The organism is Acidibrevibacterium fodinaquatile, from assembly GCF_003352165.1.
GTDB classification, from domain to species: Bacteria; Pseudomonadota; Alphaproteobacteria; order Acetobacterales; family Acetobacteraceae; genus Acidibrevibacterium; species Acidibrevibacterium fodinaquatile.
Genome location: NZ_CP029176.1, coordinates 2,707,429 through 2,733,087 on the forward strand (window position 1 = coordinate 2,707,429; position 25,659 = coordinate 2,733,087).

A 25,659-nucleotide genomic window follows, 5' to 3' on the forward strand; every position below is an offset into this window, starting at 1 on the left:
GGTGAGTTGGCGGCGGCTGTGAGACGGGCCAGCAGGGCGCAAAGAAGCCCGATCAGCCATCTGCGGAGGAGGCGGAGGTTTGTGAGACACTGGGTTGAAGCCTACGCCGCGAGCGCGGCGGATTGAAGCTGGGTTTGGCGGGCAGCAGCCGGCGTGATGAAGCCGTGCCGTTCGATCAGCCATGTGGTGTTGTAGGTTTCGCGGAACGCGAGCAGCGCGAGGCGGAGTTCCTCGACGGTTTCGAATGTTCTCAGCCACAGCAGGTTCCCCTTGAGCGTTCGGATGAAGCGTTCAGCGCAGCCATTGCCTTCGGGCGCGCGCACGAATGCGGGCGAGCTTTCGATGCCGAGAAAGCGCAACTCGCCCTGGAACGCGTCGGACATGTATTGCGAGCCGTGATCGCGGCGTAGGCTCAGGCCACGTGCGATGTCCTCGACGAAGTCGCCGAAATACTGCCGCACGCCCTGGCGGATCGGCTCCAATGCCTCAAAGCGGGTAGCCCGTCGGGCGGCGTGGATGCCGATGCACTCAGTGGTGCAGTGGTCGATGGCGATGAACACGGCTGCTTGGCCCTCGCCGGTGATCGTCGTCGTCAGGTCGGTGCCCGACATCGTGTCGATCGTCGCGGGGATGATGGTGCCGTCATGGCTGCGCGGCCCCCGCGGCGCGCCGACGCGCGAGGGGGCGAGCACATCATGCTCCGGGACCAATGCCATTACCTGGGGCGGTCGGCACCGGCAGACCAACAAGAACCACCGGCAAGTCGAAATCGCAGATGTGGGAGTGCAAAATGTGATTTTCCCCTGTGAGTGCCGCTTGCAGGGCGCTGCCCGCCTCGCTTAGGGCATCCGTCGACGCCCGCGCAGGATAACAGAGGACTATGGCCGACGGCTCGTTAGGCGGCTCCGGCGAGAACGTCCTCTTCACGGCCCGGTGCCGAGAATAGGCGAGCGTCTGATAAACATCCCACCGCAGAGGGTTGTCGTCGTCTGCCCCACCGGGGCGCTGGGTCGAAAGGTTCTTGTACTTGGCGTCCACGATGACGCGACGATCACCCTGCCATGCGAGGAAGTCGGGGCGGACCATAAAAGACTTGCCCTTCTCGACAAGATTTTGGTCGTGATAGCCGGCCCAGATTTTCCAGCCCGCGATCCGGCGAAGGCAAAGCTCAACATAGCGCTCGAACAATTCAGGGGTCGCCAGGCGGAATGGGACAAGGCGGGCGGCCGCCTGCGGGACCGGTTGATATGGGTCGAAGCCCGTGCGCGTCAGAACCGCGCGGGCAAGCGCGAGCGGGCGGGCGTAGTGCCGATAGGCGCCGGCCTTGCGTGCGACGTGAAAATCGCGCGGTGTGATCCGCGCGATCGCCGCCCCCGCGAGCGCCGCATCCGCCTGCCGTGACCAGATGCGCCAAGCCGCCTCTGGGCCGCCGAGGCCCTGTCCCGCTGCTCCGTCGAGCAGCTGGCGGGCGCACGTCAAGGCGGTGCGCAGGATGCGGTTCTCCAGCGTGTCCTGCTCGAGTGCCTGGAAGCGGCAGGGGACGATCTCGGGATGGCCGCGTGCGAGGCTCCGTGCGGCGTAGCGACCGAACGGGGTCATCGTGGATTCTGTTCCAAATCCTACGCTAAGCCGCGTCGAGGAACTCGGCCCGAGGGTATCGTAGCGGCCGAAATGCGTTGGGGAGGGGCTCTGTGGGCCAGACGTAGTCGCCATTGAAAGCGACGTGTTCCCAGCCGAGCGGCGCGACATGCGTGAGAAGATCATCCGCGATAATTTCGCCGCGCGCGCGCAATTCGTCGACGGCGCGGCCGAGATAAACCGTGTTCCAGAGGATGATTGCGGCGACGGCGAGGTTGAGGCCGGATGCGCGATAGCCCTGATTTTCGAAGGTGCGGTCGCGGATTTCGCCGAGGCGGTGGAAGAAGACCGCCCGCTTGAGGGCATGGTGTGCCTCGCCCTTGTTGAGGCCGGCGTTCGCTCGCCGGCGTAAAACGGGGTCGCCGATCCAGTCGAGCGTGAACAAGGTGCGTTCCATGCGGCCGATTTCCTTGAGCGCCTTGGCGAGCGTGTTCTGTCGCGGATAGGCGGCGAGACGGCGCAGGATCGCCGAGGGCGCGACGGTTCCGGCCTTGATCGACGCCGCTAAGCGCAGGATTTCGTCCCAGTTTTCGGCGATGACGCGCAGGTCGACCGTGCCGCCGACCAGAGGTTCGAGCGACTTGTGGGTCGAGCGCGCGCCGACGATGTAGAGTCTTCGGTCAGCAAGGTCGCGAATGCGTGGCGCGAAGCGAAACCCCAGCAATTGGCAGAAGCCGAACACGTGATCGATGGCGCCGGCGGTGTCGGTATAATGCTCGCGAATGTCGAGGGAGCTTTCGTGGTGCATGAGGCCGTCGAGGACATGCGCCGCCTCACTCGCGTTCGCGGCGATGACCTTGGAATGGAACGGCGCGTAGCGATCCGAAACATGGGTGTAGAATTTCACGCCCGGATCGGAGCCGTATTTGGCGTTGTAGTCTGCGCGCGCCTGGCCGTGGCCGCCGGCGCGGAAGAATTGGCCATCCGACGACGACGTGTCGCCGTCGCCCCAGAGTCTCGTGAGCGGCTGCGCATGGATGGCGTCGGAAATGCAGGCGAGCGCGGCCTGATAAGTTTCCTCGCGCACATGCCATTCGGCGACCCATAACAGCCGGGAATGGCTGAAAGCTCCGACGCTGCGCGCCATGCGCGTCAGGCCGAGATTGGTGGCGTCGGCGAGCACGGCGGTCATCAACGCACGCGCGTCGTCCGGCGGCACGCCAGTGCGCAAATGGGCGAAGCGGTCGGCGAATCCCGTCCAGCCATGAACTTCCGCGAATAATTCCGTGACGCGCAGGCGTGGCAACATGGCGTAGAGACGGCGCACGAGCGCGTCGGCGGCCTCGTTCTCCGAGCCGCGAATTGCGCTGATAGACAGCCCCTCTTGCGTGAGCGAGGCTTCGGGCAATTCGCCGGCGGCGGCGAGCGCGTCGATCTCGCCGAGGCGCATTTCCAGAAGTCTTGTTTTCGTATCGCGCCAGGCCTCGAAACTATCGGGAACGGCGAGATCCAATTCGCCGGCTGAGCGCCGATTTTTGAAAGCGTCACGCGGGAGCAGGAAATCGTCGAAAGCGCGAAAAGCACGGCTACCTTCGACCCAAACGTCGCCGGATCGCAATCGGTCGCGCAAACTCATCATGGCCGCGACTTCGTAGGCGCGGCGATTGAGCCCAGCCTCGGCCTTGACGACCTTACGCCATGCTGGCCGCAGAAAACCTGTCGGGGTTCGTGGCGGAAGCTTATTCGCGCCGCTGGCGTGGAGTTCACGCACGACATCGAGCGCGGCGAGTAGCGGATCGTTCTCCTTCCATGACCGGAAGGCGAACGCGCCGAGTACAACCGGCGACATGCGTCGGATGCTCACATAGCGCTCGACAACTTCGCCGAGGTTGTCGGGCCTGGCGTCGATGACGACCGTTTCCGTCGCGGCGACGAGCGCCTTCAGGCGTTCCCAGCCGAGAGCCCGCTCGACGGCCGCGACCTGGTCTTGGTTCTTCGCCTTGGCTTCAAGCATGGCCTTGGCCATGCCGAGCAGGGCGCGTGCGGAGGCGTCGAGCGACTTGGCGCGGTCGATCAGTTTGTCCTTGTGAGCGCGGTCGGCGCGACGGAAGACTGCACCAAGCATCTTGTCGAACATGGCGAGTGCGGCGTCGGTGAGAGCGGCCTCCATCTCACGGGCAAAAACGATCAGCGTCGCCAAACGGCGCGGAGCGTCGAAGCGCGTGATGTCGCGGGGAACGAAAATGGAGATTTCCTTGGCGATCGTTGCGTAGCGGGCGCGATGAATGCGCTTCTCCCGATCTGGTCCGACACCGAGTTTGCGCACGGCTTCAAGCCGCTCGACGACAGCGAGAAGGTTTTTCTGGCGCGGCGCTTCGGGCCAGTCCCGCAGCCAGGCGAACGACGTGCGCTCTTCACCTCTGGCGACGACGAGAAGAGATTCCAATCCCGCGATAGATTCCGGCGAGAGACCTTCGCCAAGGTTCTTATAGGCGCGCTTACGAGCCAGCGCGCGCGCCGCGAGAGCGACCTTCTCCAAAGTGACGGCGGCAGGAAGCAGGATGCGCCGCTCACGCAGGTATTCCACCATCGGCGCGACAATGACGTCGCCGCGATCCGAGCCTGTCGCGTACTCGATCGCAATTTGCGCAACGGCGCGTTTGTCGTCGCGCCGAAATGGGCGAACATTGAGGTAGGCTTCGAGTTCGCCAAGGTGTTCCCACCGGGTTTCTTCGCGCTTTGCGTAGCTTTCGAACTCGATCACTTCGCTTTCGGTCTGAGTGGCGATGTAGGCGAGCATTTCGGCCGGCGGCGTCTCGTCAGATCGCAGTACGCGGCCGGGAAACTTGAGATAGGCGAGATTTACGGCGAACCCGAGCCGATTGACGGCGCGCCTCCGGCGGCGGATCAGCCCGATGTCCTCAGGCGAGAAAGTGTAGTGCCTTACTATCGCTGCGGGCTCTGTCGGTGGGTCAAAAAGCGCGGCGCGCGACTGCAACGACAAAATGTGGCGACGAGGCATGGCGCGTTTTCGCTTTACGGATATGGCCATAAACTATAGTTTCTGGCCATAGCGCAATAGCGCACATCGATCTCAGCAAATGCAGGGGTCTGCACGGCTCCAATTCGGAGGGGTTTTTGGCCAGGGTCGAAGCCGAGCGAGTCGCCCTCTACGCCAGAGTGTCGACGCATGACCAACAGACGCTGCCCATGCAGCTCGAAACCATGCGCGCTTACGCCGAACGCAGAGGGTGGAGCATCGCGTCGACGATCGAAGAAGTCGGCTCCGGGGCCAAGACCCGCCCGCGTCGCGAGGAATTGTTGCGCGCTGCCCGTCGAAGAGAAATCGACGTCATCGTCGTTTGGCGGCTCGATCGCTGGGGCCGCTCACTTGTCGATCTCGTCTCCACTCTACAAGAGGTGACCGCGCTGAACGTGGGCTTCGTGTCCCTGAGCGAGGCGCTCGATCTGACAACGCCCGCCGGCCGGGCTTTCGCCGGCATGTTGGCCGTATTCGCGGAGTTTGAGCGCGACATCCTGCGTGATCGGGTCAAGGCGGGGATTGCTCAAGCTCGCAAGGATGGCCGTCCGCATGGCCGTCCGGCAAAAATCGCCGGAAAAGCAACGCAAATCCGTGAACTCGCCCAAAATGGCTTGAGCAAATCGGCCATCGCTAAGCAGCTTAAGATCGGACGCACGTCTGTAAGACGTTCACTCGCCAATCCTTAGCGTAGGATTTGGTACAGAATCCACGATGACCCCGAACGCAACCTGCCCGCGGATTCGGTCGCGGAGATCTTCCTCACGGCTGATGAAGCCACGGCGAAGATAGCGCTGGACGAGCTCGTGCACAGCCTTGAGATAAGCCAGCGCGATCAACGGCGACCAGACACCTTCATCTGGCGCGTCAATCGGCGCTTCATCGGAGTAGACGGAAAGACACTGGTCGAGATGGCTCGACACCTCCGGGTCGACGGCGCACGCAGCATAGAGAGCAAGATAGTCGATGCAGAACTCAGCACCGTTGCCACCGAATTCGCGCGGCCCGACACGGAGAACACGCGCGGGCGCTTCCGAGAGGCGCCCGATCCCGACGAAGAAGCCGAGTCGTCCCTCGGCGGACTGATCGGAGTAAGGGGTCAGGCCAAAATAGCGGGCAGATTCATTCTGATCCCCGAGGGCTGCCGAAGCCGCGTTGCGCAAGAGGCACACCGCATCATCGTCGACGAGATCGGCAAGCCGAACCGGGCAACCCTCGGTGCGCATCGCCGTGGCCCGATCAAGCACCCCCTTCAATCTCTCCGATTCTTTGGATTGCCTCTGTTTTCAACACCCCGTCGGCGACGTATTCGCGAAGAAGAGGGCCGACCTGATACTTCATCCGCCGATTGAGATCGTCCTCGTCATTAACAAGAAAATACGAATGGCCGGGTTGCACATCTTCTGCACGGTAATCGGCGCTAAGAAGGGCTTGTTCGCCCTTGAAGAGCGCAGCGACGGCGCTGAACTTGGAAAGCGCGGCATTGCGAAGCGCGGCATCCTGGTGGAATGCTTCCACAACGTGCCGCTCGGGATGGAGCGGGATGAAGGCGAAGCGGCGGCGGACGGCATAGTCGATATGGCCGATCGAGCGGTCGGCCGTGTTCATGGTTCCGATGATGTAGAGGTTTTCAGGCAGCCGCGCCGTCGCGCCACCGTCGCCATATTGCAACGCGACCGGTTGCCCGCGATATTCCAGCGCGTAGATCATCTCCCCAAGCACAGCGGCGACATTGGCACGATTGATCTCGTCGATGATCAGAATGAATTTCTGATCCCGCCTGTCCGCAGCTGTTTTCGCCATTCGCAGGAGAGGGCCATTCTCGACGGTATAGTTGGTCTGCCCCTCATTGGTCCGGATTCGGATGCCGCGGACGAAGTCATCGTAGTTGTAGGAGGGGTGGAACTGAGCTGGACCCGGAAAATGGGACCGGGGGCATAGTTGGAAGAGTGCCGTTCTGTCGTGATAGACGGAGCGGATGATGACGACGAAGACGAGACGGAAGATTGATGCGGCGCTGAAGGCGAAGATCGCCTTGGAGGCGCTGCGCGAGCAGGCGACGGTCGCCGATCTGGCGGCGCGGTATCAGGTTCACCCGAACCAGATCTATGCCTGGAAGAAGCAGCTGCAGGACCACGCGGCGCGCGCCTTTGACCCGAAAGTGGGTCAGGATGCCGAGGTTGCGGCGCGACGAGAGATCGAGAAGCTGCATGCGAAGATCGGGCAGCTGACGATCGAGAATGATTTTTTTGCCGTGAGGTTCGGAAAGTGAGCGCCCCGGACCGCCGAGCGAAGCTCGACCGAGATCATCCGACCCTGTCGCTCCGGCGGCAATGCGCGCTGCTGGGAGTGGCACGGTCTGGCGTGTATCGGCGTCGCCGGCCGGCGAACGACGATGATCTCGCGCTGATGCGGCGGATCGACGAGTTGTTCCTGCGCTGGCCATTCCTGGGGTCGCGCCGGATGGTGGCGATGCTCGCGGCCGAGGGCATCCGGGTCGGCCGCAAACGGGTGCGGCGGCTGATGCGGCTGATGGGGATCGTGCCTCTGGGCCCGAAGCCACGGACGAGCAAGCCCGGGGCCGGGCACAAGATCTATCCCTATTTGCTACGGGGTCTGGTGATCGACCGGCCGAACCAGGTCTGGTGCGCCGATATCACCTATCTGCCGATCGGCCGGGGCTTTCTGTATCTGGTGGCGATCATGGACTGGCACAGCCGAGCGGTGCTGGCGTGGCGGGTATCGAATACGATGGACACCAGGTTCTGCGTCTCGGCGCTCGAGGCGGCGTTGGCGCGGTTCGGCAGGCCGGAGATCTTCAACACCGACCAGGGGTCGCAATTCACTTCGACGGAATTCACCGGCGCTCTGGCGCAGGCGGGGATCAAGATCTCGATGGACGGCAAGGGCCGGTGGATGGACAATGTCTTCATCGAGCGGCTCTGGCGGTCGCTGAAATACGAGGACGTCTATATCAAGGGCTACGTTGACGGCACCGAACTGCGCGCCGGCCTGGCCGAATGGATGGGTTTTTACAACAACCATCGCCCGCATCAGGCGCTGGGGAACCGTGCGCCGATGGCGATCTGGCGCGAAGCGATGATCGGCGCGCTGCCGCCGATGGCTGTGGATATGACGCTCGCCGTGGCGGCGAGCTTGGACGACGCTACCGCGTCGACCACATCTCCACAGCCACAACAGCAGCAAAAAGCAGCTTGATTTTCATGGAGGTCAGAACGGCGCTACTTCCAACTTAATTTCCCAGGTCCATGGTCCTCATCACAGGGACCAGCTCAGAACTGCACAATATCCCAGGCTCCCGGCTGATCTTCCTGGAATGGCATTCGCAACTTCGCTAGCACCTGATCGACCTCACCAATCTCCGGCACGGCATTGGTCAGCATGAAAGCGGCAAGCTGCTTGGCCAGAAGTGTCTTTCCGGTTCCAGGAGGGCCGGTGAAGATGATCTGTTTCTGCGCGCGCAGAAGTGCTGCCCAGTTCTGCATTGCTCGCTCTGCATCCCGTTTTTGGATGTACCGGTGGTATATTCTTGAAATCTCTGCACCATCCTGTCGCGCATTGGCGATAGCCAAAACGCCTTGCGCAGGAGGTTGAGGCGTCCAGTTGGGCGAGACATCATTCCAGTCTACCCATTCTACGGGACCGAATTGATGTGCATATTCGATTTCAACGCAAAAATTGTATCGGAACCCTTGGTCTAGGCTGCACACGCCGCGTACATTCACACCCTCAATGGCAACGAGAATGTCATCGGTCTGGAGTTGGAAGAAATAGGCGTATAGCCGGCCAGGAAGGGTTTCCTGAAATCCTGGGAAATTGTTATGCAACATATCCGATATATCCTGCTCCACCGGCTGCCTTTCCTGGTTCCGGTTTTCCTCAATGAACTGTTTCATATCACCAAGATCTCGCCAGCCTTGAGCAACCACATTTCTCTGTTTTAGATCTGCGTAACTTGCATATTGCGTATCAATTGCCATCCAACGAACAGTCATGGCTTGTCTCTCATCTCGTCTACGTTAGCCAGATTGTCTGACTTGCTTGGTCGTTCGTGATGTGCCGCCACGGATGCAGTGATCTCCGCTATCTGATCGCGTAGCACCTTCGGATCGACCACGGTCACAGCCTCCCCCCACGTGAACAGATGCCAGCACATCTCCCGCATCCCGCCAGCCCGGAACCGCACGATCAGCCCCCCATCCCCGTCCCGTTCCATCGTCTGCGACGGATGAAACACCCACCCGGCTGCGTCCTCAGCCGCCTCCGGTGTGAACCGCAGCACCACATCCACGGGCTCTTCCTGGAACACCCCGAAGGACTGCGCCGCATAGTCCGACAACGAGAAATCCCCCCGCCGCGCAAACCCGCGATCCAGCAAATCGGCCGAGGCGATCCGATCCAGCCGCCACAGCCGCATCTCCGGCAACCCCTCGACATGCGCGACCAGCCAGCCGCGCCCGCCATACAATATCCCGTAGGGACAGAGGATGCGCGTTGCCGGCTCTTCCGCGCCCGGCCCGGCGTAGCGCACCACCACCAGCTGCATCCCTAGGATCGCCCGCCGCAATGTTGCCAGTACACCCGCCGCGAGGACCGGCCGCGGCCCCGGCCGCATCGCAATCCCCTCCGCCTCCATCAGCGCCGCAATGTCCGGCTCCGCGCGGCGCAGCGCGTCGGGGCGCATCAGCGCGCGCAAGGTCGCCGCCGTCTCGCGCAGCAGCCCGGCCCGCTCGGTCTCGCCCCGCCCGGCGCATTCGCGCGCCGCGGTCTCGATTGCCGCCACCGCCTCGGGCCGCGGTTCGACCAGGCCGAACAGCGCCGTCGCCGGCAGCCGCCAGCGCCGCACGCGTTCCTCGTCGTCCCAGCTTTCCATCTGCGGAAACACCGCAAGCAGCGAGTCGCGCAGGCGCTCCGCCGTCCGCCGCCCCACCGCGAGTTCGGACGCCATCTCGTCCAACGTCAGGCCCGTGCGCGTACCCGCCAGATGGCGAGCCAGGCGCAGCAGGCGTTCGGCCGGGGCGTAGCGCATGGCGCGATGCTGCCCGCCCCGCGTCGGACTGGCAATCATGGCGCCGCCGATCCGGCAAAGCCGAGCGGCCCGCGCCCGCCGGCCCGACCCACGCTCTCCGCCGCCAGCAGCCGCAGCAGCGCCGCCGGATCGCTCGCCGCCCCGCCCAGCGCCGCCCGCCGCGCAACGAGGGCGAAATCCGCCGGCGTCAGGCATCGCAGCCCGTCCAACCCCGCCGGCGCCGCCATCCCGAAGAAGCGCCGGAATGCCATTCGCGCCTGCGCCTCGGTCAGCCAGCCGAACCGCAGCTTGACCAGGAACCGCCGCAGGCTTGCCCGGTCCAGCCGCTCGGCGAGGTTGGTGGTGCAGGCAAAAGGCAGCTTATGGGCCTCCATCCAGGTCAGCATTTCGTTGACCTGGCTGATCTCCCAGCTGCGCACAGCGTCGCCGCGCTCGAGCAGCAGGCTGTCGGCTTCGTCGAACACCAGGAAGGCCTGCGCCTCCCGCGCCTCGGCGAACGCCCTGGCGATGTTCTGCTCGGTGCCACCGACATAAGGGTCGAGCAGATCGGACGCCCGCTTCTGCAGCACCGGCAGCCCCATCAGCGCAGCGAGATGCCGCACCCAGGCGCTCTTGCCCGCGCCGGACGGCCCGGACAACAGGAAGGAGATGGCGCGCGGCGCATCCGGGCGCGACAGTTCCGCAGTCAGCGCCGCCAGATCGGTGTCGGCGTTGATCAAGCCGGGGTCATAGAGCGCGGCCGGCTCAGGCTCGGGGGCAGGCAGTGCCCCGCCGTGCACCGCGCGCGCCATCCCTGCGACGATCAGCCGCGCCGTTTCCGCCCCGCCGCCGGCAAGCCGCGCACCACGCAGCGCGGTGGCGGCGACGGCGGGCGCGGCCGGCACCAGGCGGGCGAGCCGCGCCGCCTCGGGCTCGGCCAGCACCACGCCCTCAGCTTCGCCCATGCGCCGCCACAGCCGCGTGCGGATGGCGAGGTTCGGCACCTTCATCTCCACGCACATCGTCATGCGCCGCACCACCGCCGAGCCGAGCACGCCGATGTCGTTGGCGGTCCAGATCACCGGCACCGGCATGTTCTCCAGCAGCCGGTGCATGAACACACGCGAGCTGGTGCGTGGCTCGTTGAGCATGGTGCGGCGTGGCGCGAACAGATCCTCCGCCTCGTCGAGCAGCAAAACCGTGTCGCCGCGCGGGGCGATCTGCCCGGCCCAGCGAAGCCCGGCGAGACGTTCCTCGCGATCAGGCTCGCCGTCATCGTCATCCGCCTCGGTGACCGGGCGCAGCCTGACGCCGAGATGGATCGCGAGCGCCATGGCGAAGCTCGTCTTGCCGGTACCAGGCGGACCGTAGAGCAGGATGTGGACCCCGCTCTCGCGGCCGGTGAGCGCCGCTTGTAGCAGGCTTGCGGCGATGTCCGCCTCGCGGCCAAGATGGGCGAATGCTTCCCACGGCGGCGGCGTGCCCGCCGCGGTGCCGAGCAACTGGTCGTAAAAATCCGTGGCCGGCTTCGTGCCGGCGCGGCTCAGCAAAACCAGCGGGCTGGGCACGTGGAGACCGCCATCGCGGCCGAGATAGAGGAGGCCACTCGCCGGCAGGCGCGCCCGGGCAGTGAGTCGGGACGCAATCTTGGCGGGATCTTCGCCCAACAGCATGCCGATCAGCGCCGGGTCGCGGTGGAAACGGGTCGGGCCGCTGCGGGCGGCGCTGAGCCGATCAAACAGGTTCTCCGCCAGCGGATCGAGGCGATATTGCAGCGCCAGAACGAAGATGGCAGCCTCGATCGGATCGAGAGCCAGCCTGCGCGCAATCGCCGCACCCCAGAGATCGGCCACGGTGTCGGCGCGGGCAGGCAGGCCGGCCAATGCCGCGGCGATCGCGGCACCGACGCCGCGCCACTCGGGCGCGGACAAGACGCGGCGACGGCCAAGGAATATATTCTCTTCCGGCAGATCGGCCTCGGCCAGGGCCAGGCTCGCGGCGTTCTCGTTGAGCCAGGCGACCAGCGCCGATGCTTCGGACATGCGGCGATCGATGGCAGCGTGGGCGCGTGCGGCAAGCTGCAGCGCAAAGCGCGTCCGGCCGCGCGCGGTGCTGAAACACGAAGCCGGGACGCGCCGGGGGGTGGAAAGGGGCATGGAACGATCTCCTCGGGATCGAATGACGCAGGAATGGGGCGGCGGAACGTCAGAACCGGACGCAGCGGCGAGACGGGGACGGCGATGCCATCCCCGTCGCCGGGATCAGCAGAGGTAAGACGCCAGCGTGTGCCTGCGCCGCGCCCGGGCTTCGGCGTGGCGGAGCTGCGCCGCCGGGATGACCCGCGCGGCCTGCCGCGGGTCACCGAGGCCGAGTTCGATCACGATGAACCCGTCGTTGCGCAGGCGCGAGCTGACGGCGAGCGTCACGCCCGCGAAAACGATCTGGAAATGCGCCATCTCCAGCCCCTGGCCGAGGCCGGCGAGCGCGCGCCAAGCGGCACGCCCAACGGCGCGCTGCTGGGCGCCGAGGGCCGCACGGGCCTCGGTGGCGAAGATGACGACGACGGGAGCCTGAACGCGAAACATGATGACCTCCTCGAAGAGCGAACACGGGCCAGACCGACCGGACAGAGTCCGGGCGCGGGCTATTACCAATGTTCAAGGAGGTCATGTGCTCATCGCATGGACCGAGACATAGCCTCCTGATTGGCGTTTGTCATCCTGCCGCGCGACAAAAATGCGCCGCTGCGACGACGGAACTGGACGGGGTCGCGCGCCGGGCCCGGATTGTTCCGTTGCGCAGGCCGCGGACGGATCCCACTCTTCGGGTATCTGCTCTGAGGGACCATCATGGCCACGCCGCACCTCACCAAGTCCCGCTACCTGGCCGGCCTCCAGTGCCTCCGTCGCCTGTGGCTCCAGGTCCATGAGCCGCAGGGCTACGAGGAGCCGGCGCCCGGCTCCCCGATCGATGTCGGTCTGGAGATCGGCCGCAAGGCGCAGCTGCTGTTCCCCGGCGGCGTGCGGGTCGAGGAGGCCCCTTGGCAGCATGCCGATGCCGTCGCGCGCACGGCCGCGCTGATGCAGGACCCATCCATTCCGGCGATCTTCGAGGCGGCTTTCGCACATCACGATGTCCGTCTGCGCGTCGATGTGCTCGAACGCCGCCCCGACGGGTGGGGACTGCTGGAGGTCAAAAGCAGCGGCGGGGTCAAGGACCACCATCTCGATGACATCGCCTTGCAGGCCCATGTCCTCGAAGCGGCGGGGGTACTACTCAGCGCCATCGAGGTGCTGCACGTCAACACGGCCTATGTGCGCGGGCCGGGCGCGATTGATTGGCCCGCGTTCTTCGCCCGGGTGGACGTATCCGATGACCTGGCCGCTCGGATGTCTGAGGTGCCACACCGTCTGGCCGCCATGCGTGACAGCCTGGGCCGCGAGACACTCCCGCACGCCGAACCAGGCAAGCAGTGCAGCAATCCCTATGCGTGCCAGTTCTGGGACCGCTGCACGGCCGATAAGCCGACCGACTGGGTCCGTTACATGCCGCGTCTGACCGCGGCGCAAGCGGATCGGCTGGACGCGCTCGGCGTCACCGCGATCTCCGACATCCCGTCCGACTTTCCGCTGGCGGGCAAGCAGGCAATCATTCGCGACGCCATCGCCAGCGGCCAGCCCTATGTGGCGCCCGATCTGGCGCGCCTCCTGCATCGGTTCGGACCACCTGCCTGCTACCTGGATTTCGAGGCGATGATGCCGCCGATCCCGCTCTACGAGGGCACGCGGCCGTATCAGACCCTGCCGTTTCAATGGTCGCTGCATGTCCTGGCGGCGGACGGAACTCTGAGCCACCAGGCATTCCTGGCGGGCACCGATGGAGACCCAAGGCGGGCGTTCGCGGAGACCCTGATCGCTGCGTTGGACGGATCGGACCTGCCAATCGTCGTCTATTCCGCTTACGAGCGGACACAACTGAAGGCGCTGGCAGCGCAATTTCCGGATCTGGCCGGGCCGATCACCGCGATCATCAATCGTCTGGCCGACCTCCTGCCCGTGGTGCGCGGCGCGGTGTATTTTCCCGATTTCAGTTTCAGCAACTCGATCAAGGCCGTCGCCCCTGCTCTCAGCCCGGGATTTGGGTACGATGACCTTGCAGACATCGCGGACGGAGTGGCGGCTTCAGCAGCGTTCGCGCAAATGGCGTCGGGCGCGATTGTCGATCCGGCGGAGGTCGCGCGGCTGCGTGGAGCGCTGTTGGCCTATTGCCAGCGCGACACATTGGCGATGGTCGAAGTGCACCGCGCGCTGGTGCAATTGCTCCAATCATGGCCAAGCGGTTCACCCTGACAGCATCAACCAGGGAACGACGGTCACCTGCGTTCAGGGCCGACGGTCGGCCTTGGCGGTCCTCAGCGAGGCAGCGATGTCAGCGATGGACCGGAACAGCACCAGTGCGTCGTCCTTGGACGGCAGGAACCCGCGTCGGCGCCAGAACGCGGCCGCCCCGTCATCGACGGCGTTGACCACCAAGGCGCGCCCGCCGATCAGCGCGGCGCCACTGACGCTCCGGGCGAGCGCGTGGTTGAACAACCCGGTGCCAATCCCTCGCCCGACCCAGGCCAGATCGGTGGCAAGCTGGCCGAGCAGAATGCACGGCACCGGGTTCGGCGGCTGGCCGGTGCGGATCGGGCGCGGCAGGGCGGCGGGAACGATGGCGGTTGGCGCTAGGCCGTAATAGCCGACCACTCGGCCCGCCATGTGGACGACCATGACCACGGTGAACCCCTTCTGCTGATTGGCGAGCGCCCGGGTCTTCAGCCAATGATCGAGCGAGGGCTTGCCGCAGGAGAACTGGGCGACATCGTGGCCGGGATTCAGCAGTTCGGGGGCGGAGAGCGGCGGCTCCACCATCAGCGCTTCGCCGTGCCCTTCTCCCACGGCGCTTTGCGGCGGAGGGATGCCACCATTTCGGGCACCGGGGCGGCAGGCGCGGAGACGGCTTGGACGAACGCCTCAAAGCCCTCCGGGGTCATGCGGAGCAGCGCGCTTTCCATGAGCACTTCCTCGGCGGCCCGGACCGCCGCCTCCCGCACGAAGTCGGTCCGCGACCGGCCGCGTAGGTCGGCGGCACGATCGATGATGGCGATGTCGCCCTCCGGGAGGCGCATCGAGAGCGGGTGGTCTTTGCGTTTGGCCGCGCCGGTCATGGTGGTCCCTTTCGTCGTGGCGCGAATGTAGGAGACCGTAGCGCGTTTTGCAATACGAGGCGCATTGCCGCGCGCTCCCAGCAGCGGTCATGTTGATTTGCGCTGAGATCTGACCCGGGATTTTCATCGAGATTTGACCCGGGTGAAGTTTATGTTCCGCGTTGGATGGGGCGGGTCAAGTGGCTGATTTTTCCTTTCGTGGTTTTGGTTTTGCGTTGCTGTCTTTGAAGCGGAAGCTGTCGTTGCCTGTCTCGAGGATGTGGCAATGATGGGTGAGGCGATCCAGCAAGGCGGTGGTCATCTTGGCATCACCGAAGACGCCTGCCCATTCGCTGAAGCTGAGGTTGGTGGTGATGATGACGCTGGTGCGCTCGTAAAGCTTGCTGAGCAGGTGGAAGAGCAGCGCGCCGCCTGACGGGCTGAACGGCAGATAGCCGAGCTCATCGAGGATGACGAGGTCGAGGCGCAGCAAGCGCTCGGCCAATTGGCCGGCCCTATTCAGGGCCTTTTCCTGTTCGAGCGCGTTAACCAGGTCGACGGTTGAGAAGAACCGGGCCTTCTTGCGGTGATGCTCGACCGCCTGCACACCGAGCGCGGTGGCGATATGGCTTTTGCCCGTTCCCGGCCCACCGATCAGCACGATGTTGTCGGCATTGCCCATAAAGTCACCGCGGTGCAGTTGCCGGACCAGGGCTTCGTTTACCTCGCTGGCGGTGAAGTCGAAGCCGGCGAGGTCCTTGTAGGCCGGGAAGCGGGCCGCCTTGATCTGGTAGGAGATTGACCGGACCTCGCGCTCGGCCACCTCCGCCTTGAGCAACTGGGAGAGGATGGGCACTGCGGCATCGAAGGCAGGAGCGCCCTGTTCGATCAAGTCGCTCGCGGCCTGGGCCATACCGTACATCTTGAGGCCGCGCAGCATCACCACGACGGCAGCACTGGCGGGATCATGACGCATGGCGCCGCTCCCGGTCACGCAGGGCGTCGTAACGCTCGACATTGGCCATTGGCTCCCGCGTCAGGCGCAGAGCCTGGGGCGCGTCGATCGGCGCTGCCGGCGGCGCTTTACCGTCGGTCAGCCGGTGCAGAACGTTGATGACATGGGTCTTGGTCGCAAGGCCCGCCTCGAGCGCCAGTTCCACAGCGCAGAGCACGGCCTGCTCGTCATGCTGGAGCACCAGGGCCAGGATCTCGACCATCTCCCTGTCGCCGCCAGGGCGGCGCAGGAGCTGACTTTGCCGCTGCCTGAAGGCTTCGGGCAGCTCGGCGAAGGGCGCGCCGTTGCGCAAAGCGCCAGGCTTGCGCTGAATGACGGCGAGATAGTGCCGTCAGTCATAGACCGTCCGGCCGGGCAGGTGATGGGAGCGATCAATGACCCGGGCGTGTTCACATAAAATCTGCCCCTCAGCGGCGATGACGATCCGCTCGGGGTAGGCCCGCAGGCTGACCGGCCGGTTGGCAAACGAGGCTGGTACGCTGTAGCGGTTGCGCTCGAAGTGCACGAGGCAGGTGGGCGACACCCGCTTGGTATGCTCGACGAAGCCGTTGAAGGGCCGCCCGAGCGGCATCAGGCTGGCCATCTCGGCAGCATGTACATCGGCGATGGTGCCAGGCAGAGCCCCGTGTTGAATTTGCCCCCATTGCTCACGGCAACGTTCCTCAAGCCAGGCATTCAGGGCGTCGATGTGGGAAGCTGGGGACCAGCTGCCATAACCGGCGCCGGGCGTCCTGGACGTTCTTCTCAACTTGGCCCTTCTCCCAACCCGAAGCCGGGTTGCAGAAATCCGTCTCAAACAAATAATGGCTGGCCATGGCGGCAAAGCGGGCATTGACCTGTCGGGCCTTGCCCGTGCCAATGCGATCAACCGCGGTCTTCATGTTATCAAAAATCCCGCGCTGCGGCACCCCGCCCAATACCCGGAACGCCTGGGCCAGCGCGTCGAACAGCATCTCGTGGGTCTGCAGCGGGTAGGCCCGGACGATGAATGCCCGGCTATGCGACAGCTTCGTATGGGCGACCTGCAGCTTGATCCGTTCGCCAGCGATCACCGCCCAGTCCTCGCTCCAGTCGAACTGGAACGCCTCGCCGGCCGCGAAAACCAGCGGCACGAACGTCCTGCGGCCACTGGTTTGCTGTTCCCATTGCCGCTCAGCCTTCCAGCGTCGCACAAACGCGGCGACCCGGGCATACGAACCTTCATAGCCCAGGGCACTCAGATCAGCATGTAATACCAACCTGCCTATCTAATGACCGCTTTGATCCAGTCTTGTTGGGTGATCGAAGCGATTTGTTCTGGCATTTGCATGAACTTGTTCCAGGCGTTTCGGCAGGCGGCAAGGATTTCGTCGTAGCTGTTCCAGACCTGATGGTTTAGGAAGTTGCTGCGCAGAAATTGCCAGATGTTTTCGACTGGGTTGAGCTCTGGCGAATAGGGCGGCAGCGATAGCAGGCTGATGTTGTCGGGCACCGGCAAACGTTCGCCGGCTTGATGCCAGCCGGCGCCATCGAGCACCAGCACGGCGTGCGCACCGGGCGCGACCTGCGTGCTGATTTCGCGAAGATGCTCGGCCATCGCCTCGCTGTTGACCGCCGGCATGATGATGGCGGCACCAAGACAGCGTGCTGGGCAGACGGCACCAAACAGATAGGCGGAGTCATGGCGATTGTCGCGCACCGCCAGTGGTCGGGAACCCCGCTCTGCCCAGACATAGCTCAGGGTTCCCTTCTGACCGACACGGGCTTCATCGGCGAACCACACCTCGATCGGCTTACGGGCCGCCGTGGCCGGGATCGCCGCCGCTACCAGGCCAGCGAAGTCTTTTTAAAAATGTCCTGTGCCGCAGCGTCCTTCTTCGGATGATACGGACGCGGCTGGACCCGCGTGAACTTGAGCCGCCGCAACAATCGGCTGATCGACGTCTCGTGCAGGGTAACCGCAAACTCGGTCTCGATCCGTCGCTGCAGGTCAACACAGCGCCACCGCACCACGCCGTCACGCTCCAGGTCCGGGCCCTGCCTGACCCATGCCGCGATCTGCGCCTGCTGCGAAGCCGACAATCGGGGCGGCGGGCCGTTGCGGCGCGGCGCATCGCCCAGTCCGTCAGGTCCCAATGCATTGTAACGGTGCACCCAGTCGCGCAGCGTCTGGCGGTCCATGGCACAAGCCTCGGCCGCATCGCGCCGAGACCAGCCTTCAAGAACAAGAGCAATCGCCAAAAGGCGCCTCGAAACTTTCGCATCCGTCGCACGAGCCGCCCGCTCGCGCAGCGCCATAGCCGACAAGTCCAAACGCGTTATCGCTACCGTCATCGCAAGCCTCCTCCGGGGAAGCTCAGCGAATCATACCCGCCCGAGCCGCACCAACTCACATTCGAGTCAACGGAACCTCAGGTTGGTATTACCCACAGCTCCTACACCACTCGGCGGGACACAGCCCCTTGCCCCGGCTTCGGAGACACCGGCGCGAGAGAAACGCGATCGCACTTTCCCTAATGCAGAAATTCGCGGAAACTGTGTCCAACGTCGGATTCGCTGTGCAGAAACCATCGAAGTGTCGGAACCGAACCGGATGCTTGACAAAAATCTGCGCCATCCCGAAAATATGATTGCGGCGCGGTGGCGTGATAATTTGAGGGCTGTTTATCCATCGTGGGTGTCAACGCTAGGCGTCCAATTGCAAAACCAATTGCGTTTCGCTTAGTGCGCGAAGAAAATGGTTGAGAAAGCCGGCCTTTAGGGAGACTTCCGTCCGAGATGCAGAAGCAAGTCATGCGACTCCGTGGCGATAAGCCTTCTAATAGGTGGTACGCCGCTGCCGTCTGGTTCCGACCGAGTCAGCAAAACATTGTCTTCGCCCTATTTGCCATTTTATTCGTGCTCTTTGCTTTTTTTCTGCATGGATTCCTGACCACCGGTAACATGCTGACTCTGCTTCAGAATGTTGCAGTGCTCGGCATCCTCGGGCTTGGCATGGCGGTGGCGGTGGTCGGCCGCGGCATCGACATTTCGCTGGTCGCGTCCCTCGCGGTGCCGCCGGGGCTGGTTTTGCAGATGGTGCAGAACGGCCATTCTTTGGCCTACGCGCTGCTCACCGCCTTCGCCCTTAGCCTCGTCTTTGGTCTCCTGAACGGTTGGCTGATTGCCTATGCTGAAGTGCCGTCGTTGTTTGCGACACTGGCGACAGGACTATTCCTCGCCGGGCTGGGCCAGGTCGCGCTGTTCAAGCTTGATGTCGTGCAGTGGAGCCCGGGCATGAATGGCCTCACCGTGATCGGCCAAGGTACGATCGCAGGCATTCCCGTGCCGATCATCATGTTTGGCATCGCCACCATCGCCGTCGCACTATTCCTCCGATTGACACGGATCGGCGCCTTTATCTACGCGATCGGGGACAACCCCAATGCTGCGCGCATCACTGGCATTCCGACCCGGCCGGTGATCGTCCTGCAATACGTGCTTGCAGCCTTGATCGGCGCTTTCGCTGGCCTGGTCTTGGCTGCCTCGGTCAATAGCATGCCGACGCGCATCTATAACTCAACTCTGATCTACGATGTTATTTTGGTCGTCGTGCTGGGCGGCATCGGCCTCTCCGGCGGGCGCGGGGGGGTTCTCAACGTCATCATCGGTACGCTGCTGATTGGCACGATGCTGAATGCAATGACCATCATGGACATTTCCTATTCTGGCCAGAATTTGATCAAGGGGCTGGTGCTGCTGGCCGCGATTCTCGCCGACTCCTTTCTCAACCCACGTAACGAGGAAACGGCGCAGCAAGGCGATATCTGACGCCGGAGGAATTTTCGTCGCCGAAGCAAGGGAGGTTACGATGGATTACTTAATGCGATGGACGATGCCGGTACTCGCGGGACTTGGCATGCTGACACTGACAGCGGAGATTCCGGCACACGCGCAACAAGGGCTCGAAGAGCCTTTTCAAGCGCAGTTTAACAAGGCGCTTGAAGGCAAAGTTGTTGCCTTTGTCCCGGTCGCGATGAATTTTGACCTCACCGAAGGCTGGTACGCCGGCGTGAAAAACGAACTCGCCCCATATGGGGTCAAGGTCGAGGTGCGCGATCCAAATTGGAGCACCAATGCCGGCGCGCAAGCCGTGACCACGTTGATCTCAGAAAAGCCGGCGGTGATCATCGCCCATAATCCCGATGTGCAAACCTACGCGAAGCTGCTGCAGCGTGCCGAGAAGGAAGGCATCTACGTTATCCAGATCAATATGGGTTCAGCCTATCACAGCACAGCCTTCGTTGGCGCCAACTGGGTCGAGATCGGCGAGCGGGACACCTCGGCGGTCGTCGACGCGTGCAAGGGCAAGTCCAACAAGATCGCCATCATCCAAGGTGCTCTATCGGCGGCGGCCAGCGCCTACACATTGAAGGGTGTCGAGAATGTGCTGGCGAAACACCCCGAAGTCCAGGTCGTCTCTAGCCAGGCCGCCGATTGGGACGCGGCGAAGGCCAAGGCCATCACGCAGACCGTGCTGAAACAACATCCCGATATCTGCGGCATCGTCGGATTCTGGGACGGTATGGATATCGGTACTGCGGCGGCCGTTAAGGAAAGTGGGCTCACTGGCAAAGTGTTCGTCGCGACCTCCGGTGGCGGCGAGACCCGCGGGGCATGCGACCAGGTGAAGTCCGGCGCATTTGATCTTGATGTCAGCTACGATGTGCCGACGCAAGCGGCCGATATGGCGGCGATGATCAAATGGCTATTGGCATCGGGGATGAAGGCGGGCGAGACGAGAAGCTCCATCTACACCACACTCATCCCGATCACGAAGGCGAACGCGGACGCACCCGGAACCTGCTGGAGTCTCGCGGCCATGCAGCACAAATCCTAGACGGCGCCCCTGCGTCACCATTCCGGTATGGGAAGGCTCCTTCATTCTTCCCGAAAAATCATCAAGCCGAGTTGATCCGATCGTGCTCTGATGCTCTCTCGGCGGCGCAGGCCATGAGGCTGGCACCGCCGCCTACCGCTCTCCGCGACGCCACCACGGGAAACGCCATGAACGAACGTCTCGTCAGCCTGCGCTATCGGTATTGGCCAGATCATCTGGTAGGCGAAATTCTCTCGAAACGATGGACTGAAACCGCGATTCCCGCCGTCGTCTTGGTGATCGTGGCTGCCGTGTTCAGCGAGGCGATCCCGGGCTTTCTCTCCGCCGCGGGGCTTGCCGACACAGCGCGCCAAGCCTGCGAGATCGGGTTCTGTGTGCTCGGCATGTCGCTGGTGATCATCGTCGGAGGCATTGATCTTTCAATTGGTTCGATGTTCGCGCTGACCGATTTCTGCGCGCTGTTTTGCCTCGACGTACTTGGCTGGCCGGTCTGGGCGGTAATCCCGACGACGCTGTTCGCGGGCACGCTGCTCGGCGCGGTCAATGGCATCCTCATCGGATTTTTCAGGCTTCGCGCCTTCATCACCACGCTGATCACGCTCATCGTCTATCGCGCTGCTTATGATCTGTTGATATTTGGCCATTCCAACCAGATCGCCGCCGCTTTTCCGGACATCCCGCTCTGGAACTTCATCGGCGGCGGCACCCTTCTCGGCGTCCCGAGTATCGTTCTGGTCTACGCCGCCATTGCGATTTTCGGCCATGTCTTCCTAACTCGGCTCCGCCCCGGATGGCACGTAGTCGCCATCGGAGGATCAAGACGTTCGGCGTTCAACTCGGGTATTCCGGTTCGCCGTACCATCGCGCAATGCTATGTCGGGAGCGGATTCCTCACTGCCATGGCTGCGCTATTTTTTGCGGCGCGCCTGGGCACGGTGGGCGGCGATATCGGCGTAGGGCTGGAAATAACCGTTCTCACCGCGGCGATTCTCGGCGGCATCAGCCTCGGCGGCGGCAAAGGGTCGGTCGCCAAAGCCCTCACTGGCACGCTGATCGTGCTGCTGATCACCAATGGCCTGACGACACTCTCCGCTCCGGGCGGCGTCAACCGCATGGTTCTGGCATCGATCCTTCTCATCGCTGCAATGATCGACATACGCTGGGTAAAGAACCGCACCCGCATCATTAGCAAGGTCTATGTCAGCCCGACCTATCATGCGATGCCGCCGATCCCCGAAACCGATGCCGCAAGCGGTACCCCCTTCGCATTGAATGATCGACTGCGCGACGTGACCGAAATCGGCGTCGGTCGCATTGAGGCGCCGGAAGACATCATCCTCGATAGCGAGGATAATCTCTACGCGGGCTCGCGCCATGGCGACATCATCCGCTTCTTCCCACCGGATTACGAGCGCATGGAGGTCTATGCGCATATCGGCGGCCAACCCCTCGGGATGGCATTCGACCGGAACCGCTCGCTTTATGTTTGCGTTGGCGGGATGGGTCTTTATCGTATCACCCGCAACCGCCAGGTCGAGAAGGCGACCGACGAGACCAATCGCAGCCTGCGCTCGGTAAACGATGACAGCCGCCTGCGGCTCGCGGATGATCTCGACATCGCTGATGACGGGCGCGTATTCTTCTCCGAAGCGACGGTGCGCTATGAGATGCATGAATGGCCGGTGGACGGGCTAGAGGCGCGCGGCAACGGGCGCATCATCTGTTATGATCCCAATACGGAGACGACGCGCACCGTTCTTCGTGGCCTTAAATTCCCAAATGGCATCTGCATCGCAAGCGACAGGCAATCGATTCTGTTTGCTGAGACATGGGGCTGTACCGTCAAGCGTTATTGGTTTGACGGCGCGAAAGCGGGTCGCATGGAGACTCTGCTCGACAACCTTCCCGGCTACCCCGATAACATCAACCTCGCGTCCGACGGCAATTACTGGCTCGCTCTCGTCGGCATGCGTTGCCCGGCGCTCGATCTCGCATGGCGCATGCCGGGCTTTCGGCGCCGCATGGCCAAGCGTTTGCCGATCGATGAGTGGCTGTTCCCCAATATTAATACCGGCTGCGTCATCAAATTCGACGAGCAGGGGCGCGTCCATGAATCGCTTTGGGATCTCGGCGGCGTCAATCATCCTATGATAACCTCGATGCGTGAGCACCGCGGCCATCTCTATCTCGGCGGCATCATGAACAATCGCATCGGCCGCTACCGGCTGGCGCATGCCGACCCCGATTTCGTGCACTATGATCGGCGCTGGGGGATCTCGTCATGATCGCGGGGATGCGGCGCTTGACCGATCGCTTGTTCGGCCGTGGCGAAGCGGCGAGCACCATCCCTCCCTTCGATGGTCCGCTGAAGCCGAACCAGGCACTGGAAACCGCACCGGTTCTTCTCACGCTCGACACCGCCGAAGATCTCGCAACCGACGGGTCACATGTCTATGCCGCAGCAGGCCAGAGCGTGCTCCGCCTTGATCATGATCAGCCGACAGAAATCCATCGCTTCGGCGGCATGGTCACCGCGCTCTGCTGCCTTCCCGGGGGCTCGCTCGCGGTCGCGGTGGATGGGCGAGAGGTGCGGATCCTTGGCGGTACGCATGACGGCAAACATTGGACGAGCGTCGCCAACCGCCCTCTCAACGCCGTCAATGCGCTCGCGCCTACTGCCGATGGTCGAGGCCTGCTCCTGACGGATGGTTCACGCGAGCATCCTTGCGAGCGCTGGTGCCACGACCTGATGTCGGGCGGACGAAGCGGGCGCGCCGCGCAACTCGACCTGCACGCAGACAGCGCGCGCGAGATCGCTAATGGCTTGAAATATGCGTTCGGAATCTGCCCCGCCGGCGCCGCAATCTGGATCAGCGAAAGCTGGGCTCATCGCGTTATCACCTGCGGCGATGGCGGGCCGCTGCTTGAGTATCTACCGGTGTACCCGTCACGCATCACGCCGGCAGCAGAAGGCGGCTTCTGGCTCACCGCCTTCACCGCGCGCACGCAACTCGTCGAATTCGTTCTGCAGGAGACTGCCTACCGACGGCGCATGATGCGTGAAATTGAGCCACGCTTCTGGATTGCGCCGAAGCTGAGTGCCAGCGAGACCTTTCTCGAGCCAATGCAAGGCGCTCATATCAAGACTATGGGAATCCTGAAGCCCTGGGCGCCGCCACGCTCATATGGTTTGGTCATACGGCTGACCACGGACGGGTTGGCAGCCTATTCGCTGCACAGCCGCGCCGACGGAACGCATCACGGCGTCGTTGCCGCAGTCGAATGTAATCGGCATCTCTACGTTCTTGCCAAAGGCTGCGGCAAGATCCTATGCCTGCCGGTCGCGGCCTTGGAACAGGAATTTATGACATGAGTGGGCCGGTCCTTGAACTGCTGCGCGCAACCAAGACATATGGCGGCGTGCCGGCCATCGACGAAGTCGATTTTTCTCTCAACCCTGCAGAGATCCATGCCCTCGTCGGTGAGAATGGGGCTGGCAAATCGACGCTGACGAAAGTGATGGCCGGGGTCGTTACCCTCACCTCCGGCAAGATGCTGGTTGCAGGCCGCGAGGTCGCGCCGCGCACGCCGCTCGAGGCACGCCATCTCGGCATCGCGATGGTGTTTCAGGAAAACAGCCTGGTGCCAACCATGACGGTTGCGCAGAACCTCTTTTTGGGACGGGAGAAATTCTACAACCGCCAGCGCGGGATCTATATCGCGGCACAGCAATTCTTGCAGTCACTTAATTTTGATGTGGCGCCGACCACGACAGTCAGCATGCTCGGCGCGGCCAAGAAACAAATGGTAGAGATTGCGCGGGCGGTCCTGCACAACGCCAAAATCATCATCTTCGACGAACCAACGGCATCGCTGACTCCGGAGGAAAAAAAATATTTCTTCGATCTGGTTTTCGAACTCAAGCGGCGAGAGGTTTCGGTCATTTTCATATCGCATGCGCTAGAAGAGGCTTTGCAAGTTTCCGACCGCATCACGGTGCTTCGTGATGGGCGACACGTGGTGACCGATGACACACGCACTTTCGACCGCACACGCATCGTTCAAGCAATGGTCGGGCGCGATCTGTCGCAGACGCTCTATGGCACGTGTAAGCAGACCGCTCGCCGGAGCGGACGGCGCGTTCTCTCAGTGCAAAATCTGCGCATGTTGCCAATTGTCAAAAACACCTCTCTTTCTGTTTTCGCGGGCCAGATCACGGGTGTTTTCGGTTTGGTCGGCGCGGGGCGAACCGAGACATTCAAGGTCGTATCTGGCATTCTGAAGCGTGACATGTTTCATGGCGGCGAGGTGCTTCTGAATGGCAGGCGCGTGCGTTATCGAACGCCGGCGCGGTCGATCCGTGACGGTATTGCCTACGTCACTGAGGATCGCAAGGTCGAGGGATTCTTCGAGACGATGTCGATCGCGCGAAATATCTATCTTGGCTGGCTAGCCCGCCTCGGGCGGAGACGGATACGGGTAGCGCAGCGCGAAGCGGAGGTCGTCGGGGAGACCTGGATCAAGCGGTTGAATGTCCGCGCTATCAGCAAAGACGTGAAGGTGGTCGAACTCTCGGGCGGCAATCAGCAGAAGGTCGTGATCGCGAAATCGCTCGTTCAGGAGCCGGATCTGATTATTTTCGATGAGCCGACCCGCGGGGTCGATGTCGGTGCGATCGCCGAGATCCACCAATTGATCAATCGTCTTGCCGATGAGGGCCGTGCGGTCGTGGTAATCTCCTCTTATCTGCCGGAGGTCATGGCGCTTTCGGACCGTATCCTGGTTGCCCGTCAGGGGAAGATCGTCGAAGAATTCTCCGCGCTGGAAACAAATGAGGAGAAGATCATGTATGCCGCGATTCATTGAGTTATCGGAGAGACGCGTTCAGCCGACAGTTTCCATAACGTCAGTGTCAAAGCGCCGGCACAACGACGTCACCATCTTCATCGAT

Annotated in this window: 20 protein-coding genes and 2 pseudogenes; 8 read left to right on the top strand and 14 right to left on the bottom strand. The window is 63.1% G+C overall.

Annotated features, from left to right (window positions below; translation table 11 throughout):
• Window positions 1-101: 101 nt before the first annotated feature.
• From DEF76_RS12910 to DEF76_RS12920, 3 genes and pseudogenes are all read right to left on the bottom strand, one after another.
• Window positions 102-704 (bottom strand): annotated as a pseudogene (locus DEF76_RS12910) (transposase); the annotation flags it as partial.
• The gene (locus tag DEF76_RS12915; protein ID WP_114912694.1) at window positions 694-1,713 is read right to left on the bottom strand and encodes a 5-methylcytosine restriction system specificity protein McrC; all 1,020 of its coding nucleotides are present in this window, start codon (window positions 1,711-1,713) and stop codon (window positions 694-696) included. The gene DEF76_RS12915 and the pseudogene DEF76_RS12910, both read right to left, overlap by 11 nt.
• Window positions 1,625-4,600, bottom strand: a complete 2,976-nt coding sequence (locus DEF76_RS12920) for a Tn3 family transposase (RefSeq protein ID WP_114912695.1) — start codon at window positions 4,598-4,600, stop codon at window positions 1,625-1,627. Before DEF76_RS12920 ends, DEF76_RS12915 begins: the two co-directional genes overlap by 89 nt.
• 116 nt (window positions 4,601-4,716) lie before the next feature.
• On the opposite strand from DEF76_RS12920, the gene DEF76_RS12925 reads away from it, so the two are divergent.
• Window positions 4,717-5,307 (top strand): recombinase family protein, encoded by a 591-nt coding sequence (locus tag DEF76_RS12925; protein ID WP_205215999.1) that lies wholly within the window; start codon window positions 4,717-4,719, stop codon window positions 5,305-5,307.
• Here the strand turns inward: DEF76_RS12925 and DEF76_RS12930 are convergent.
• Both DEF76_RS12930 and DEF76_RS12935 read right to left on the bottom strand, forming a co-directional pair.
• Window positions 5,290-5,874, bottom strand: a complete 585-nt coding sequence (locus tag DEF76_RS12930) for a hypothetical protein (protein ID WP_162800638.1) — start codon at window positions 5,872-5,874, stop codon at window positions 5,290-5,292. The two genes, DEF76_RS12925 and DEF76_RS12930, sit on opposite strands and share 18 nt — an antisense overlap.
• Window positions 5,858-6,649, bottom strand: a complete 792-nt coding sequence (locus DEF76_RS12935) for an AAA family ATPase (RefSeq protein ID WP_114912697.1) — start codon at window positions 6,647-6,649, stop codon at window positions 5,858-5,860. The genes DEF76_RS12930 and DEF76_RS12935 overlap by 17 nt, the downstream gene beginning before the upstream one ends.
• Between DEF76_RS12935 and DEF76_RS12940 the strand changes: the two genes are divergently transcribed.
• A protein-coding gene (locus tag DEF76_RS12940) for an IS3 family transposase (protein ID WP_408842190.1) occupies window positions 6,600-7,837 on the top strand; the annotation gives its coding sequence in 2 pieces (ribosomal slippage) (window positions 6,600-6,870 and window positions 6,870-7,837; 1,239 coding nt in all). The two genes, DEF76_RS12935 and DEF76_RS12940, sit on opposite strands and share 50 nt — an antisense overlap.
• A 74-nt stretch (window positions 7,838-7,911) precedes the next feature.
• Here the strand turns inward: DEF76_RS12940 and DEF76_RS12945 are convergent.
• The 4 genes from DEF76_RS12945 to DEF76_RS12960 form a co-directional block, all read right to left on the bottom strand.
• The gene (locus tag DEF76_RS12945; protein WP_114912698.1) at window positions 7,912-8,634 is read right to left on the bottom strand and encodes an AAA family ATPase; all 723 of its coding nucleotides are present in this window, start codon (window positions 8,632-8,634) and stop codon (window positions 7,912-7,914) included.
• The gene (locus tag DEF76_RS12950; protein WP_162800639.1) at window positions 8,631-9,668 is read right to left on the bottom strand and encodes a helix-turn-helix transcriptional regulator; all 1,038 of its coding nucleotides are present in this window, start codon (window positions 9,666-9,668) and stop codon (window positions 8,631-8,633) included. The genes DEF76_RS12945 and DEF76_RS12950 overlap by 4 nt, the downstream gene beginning before the upstream one ends.
• Window positions 9,669-9,703: 35 nt before the next feature.
• On the bottom strand, window positions 9,704-11,803 hold the full coding sequence (locus DEF76_RS12955) for an AAA family ATPase (RefSeq protein WP_114912700.1): 2,100 nt from the start codon (window positions 11,801-11,803) through the stop codon (window positions 9,704-9,706).
• A gap of 105 nt (window positions 11,804-11,908) precedes the next feature.
• Window positions 11,909-12,232 carry a hypothetical protein gene (locus DEF76_RS12960; protein ID WP_114912701.1) on the bottom strand — a complete coding sequence of 108 codons (324 nt, stop codon included), beginning with the start codon at window positions 12,230-12,232 and terminating at the stop codon, window positions 11,909-11,911.
• A 264-nt stretch (window positions 12,233-12,496) separates the two neighbouring features.
• Between DEF76_RS12960 and DEF76_RS12965 the strand changes: the two genes are divergently transcribed.
• The gene (locus DEF76_RS12965) at window positions 12,497-13,996 is read left to right on the top strand and encodes a DUF2779 domain-containing protein (RefSeq protein WP_114912702.1); all 1,500 of its coding nucleotides are present in this window, start codon (window positions 12,497-12,499) and stop codon (window positions 13,994-13,996) included.
• A 33-nt stretch (window positions 13,997-14,029) separates the two neighbouring features.
• Here DEF76_RS12965 and DEF76_RS12970 read toward each other — a convergent pair whose 3' ends face one another.
• The 5 genes and pseudogenes from DEF76_RS12970 to DEF76_RS12990 form a co-directional block, all read right to left on the bottom strand.
• Window positions 14,030-14,587: a GNAT family N-acetyltransferase gene (locus tag DEF76_RS12970; RefSeq protein WP_456303835.1), complete on the bottom strand. Its 558-nt coding sequence runs from the start codon at window positions 14,585-14,587 to the stop codon at window positions 14,030-14,032.
• Window positions 14,560-14,856 carry a type II toxin-antitoxin system TacA family antitoxin gene (locus DEF76_RS12975; protein WP_114912703.1) on the bottom strand — a complete coding sequence of 99 codons (297 nt, stop codon included), beginning with the start codon at window positions 14,854-14,856 and terminating at the stop codon, window positions 14,560-14,562. The genes DEF76_RS12970 and DEF76_RS12975 overlap by 28 nt, the downstream gene beginning before the upstream one ends.
• Window positions 14,857-15,031: 175 nt before the next feature.
• Window positions 15,032-15,811 (bottom strand): IS21-like element helper ATPase IstB, encoded by a 780-nt coding sequence (gene istB, locus DEF76_RS12980; RefSeq protein WP_114913877.1) that lies wholly within the window; start codon window positions 15,809-15,811, stop codon window positions 15,032-15,034.
• Window positions 15,801-17,082: pseudogene (gene istA / locus DEF76_RS12985) on the bottom strand (IS21 family transposase); the annotation flags it as partial. The pseudogene istA and the gene istB, both read right to left, overlap by 11 nt.
• Window positions 17,083-17,093: 11 nt before the next feature.
• Window positions 17,094-18,163, bottom strand: a protein-coding gene (locus tag DEF76_RS12990) for an IS630 family transposase (protein WP_114912704.1) whose coding sequence is annotated in 2 segments (ribosomal slippage) — window positions 17,094-17,671 and window positions 17,671-18,163 — 1,071 coding nt in all. Because the reading frame shifts where the segments join, the coding sequence is not laid out codon by codon here.
• Window positions 18,164-18,607: 444 nt separating this feature from the next.
• Between DEF76_RS12990 and DEF76_RS12995 the strand changes: the two genes are divergently transcribed.
• From DEF76_RS12995 to DEF76_RS13015, 5 genes are all read left to right on the top strand, one after another.
• A complete protein-coding gene (locus DEF76_RS12995; RefSeq protein ID WP_205216000.1) occupies window positions 18,608-19,639 on the top strand; it encodes an ABC transporter permease in 1,032 nt (343 codons plus the stop codon).
• 40 nt (window positions 19,640-19,679) lie between these two features.
• The gene (locus DEF76_RS13000; protein ID WP_114912705.1) at window positions 19,680-20,708 is read left to right on the top strand and encodes a sugar ABC transporter substrate-binding protein; all 1,029 of its coding nucleotides are present in this window, start codon (window positions 19,680-19,682) and stop codon (window positions 20,706-20,708) included.
• A 167-nt stretch (window positions 20,709-20,875) separates the two neighbouring features.
• Complete coding sequence (locus DEF76_RS13005) at window positions 20,876-22,993, top strand: ABC transporter permease (RefSeq protein WP_114912706.1); 2,118 nt, start codon at window positions 20,876-20,878, stop codon at window positions 22,991-22,993.
• Window positions 22,990-24,081 (top strand): SMP-30/gluconolactonase/LRE family protein, encoded by a 1,092-nt coding sequence (locus DEF76_RS13010; protein WP_114912707.1) that lies wholly within the window; start codon window positions 22,990-22,992, stop codon window positions 24,079-24,081. The genes DEF76_RS13005 and DEF76_RS13010 overlap by 4 nt, the downstream gene beginning before the upstream one ends.
• Complete coding sequence (locus DEF76_RS13015; protein ID WP_114912708.1) at window positions 24,078-25,574, top strand: sugar ABC transporter ATP-binding protein; 1,497 nt, start codon at window positions 24,078-24,080, stop codon at window positions 25,572-25,574. Before DEF76_RS13010 ends, DEF76_RS13015 begins: the two co-directional genes overlap by 4 nt.
• Window positions 25,575-25,659: the final 85 nt, after the last annotated feature.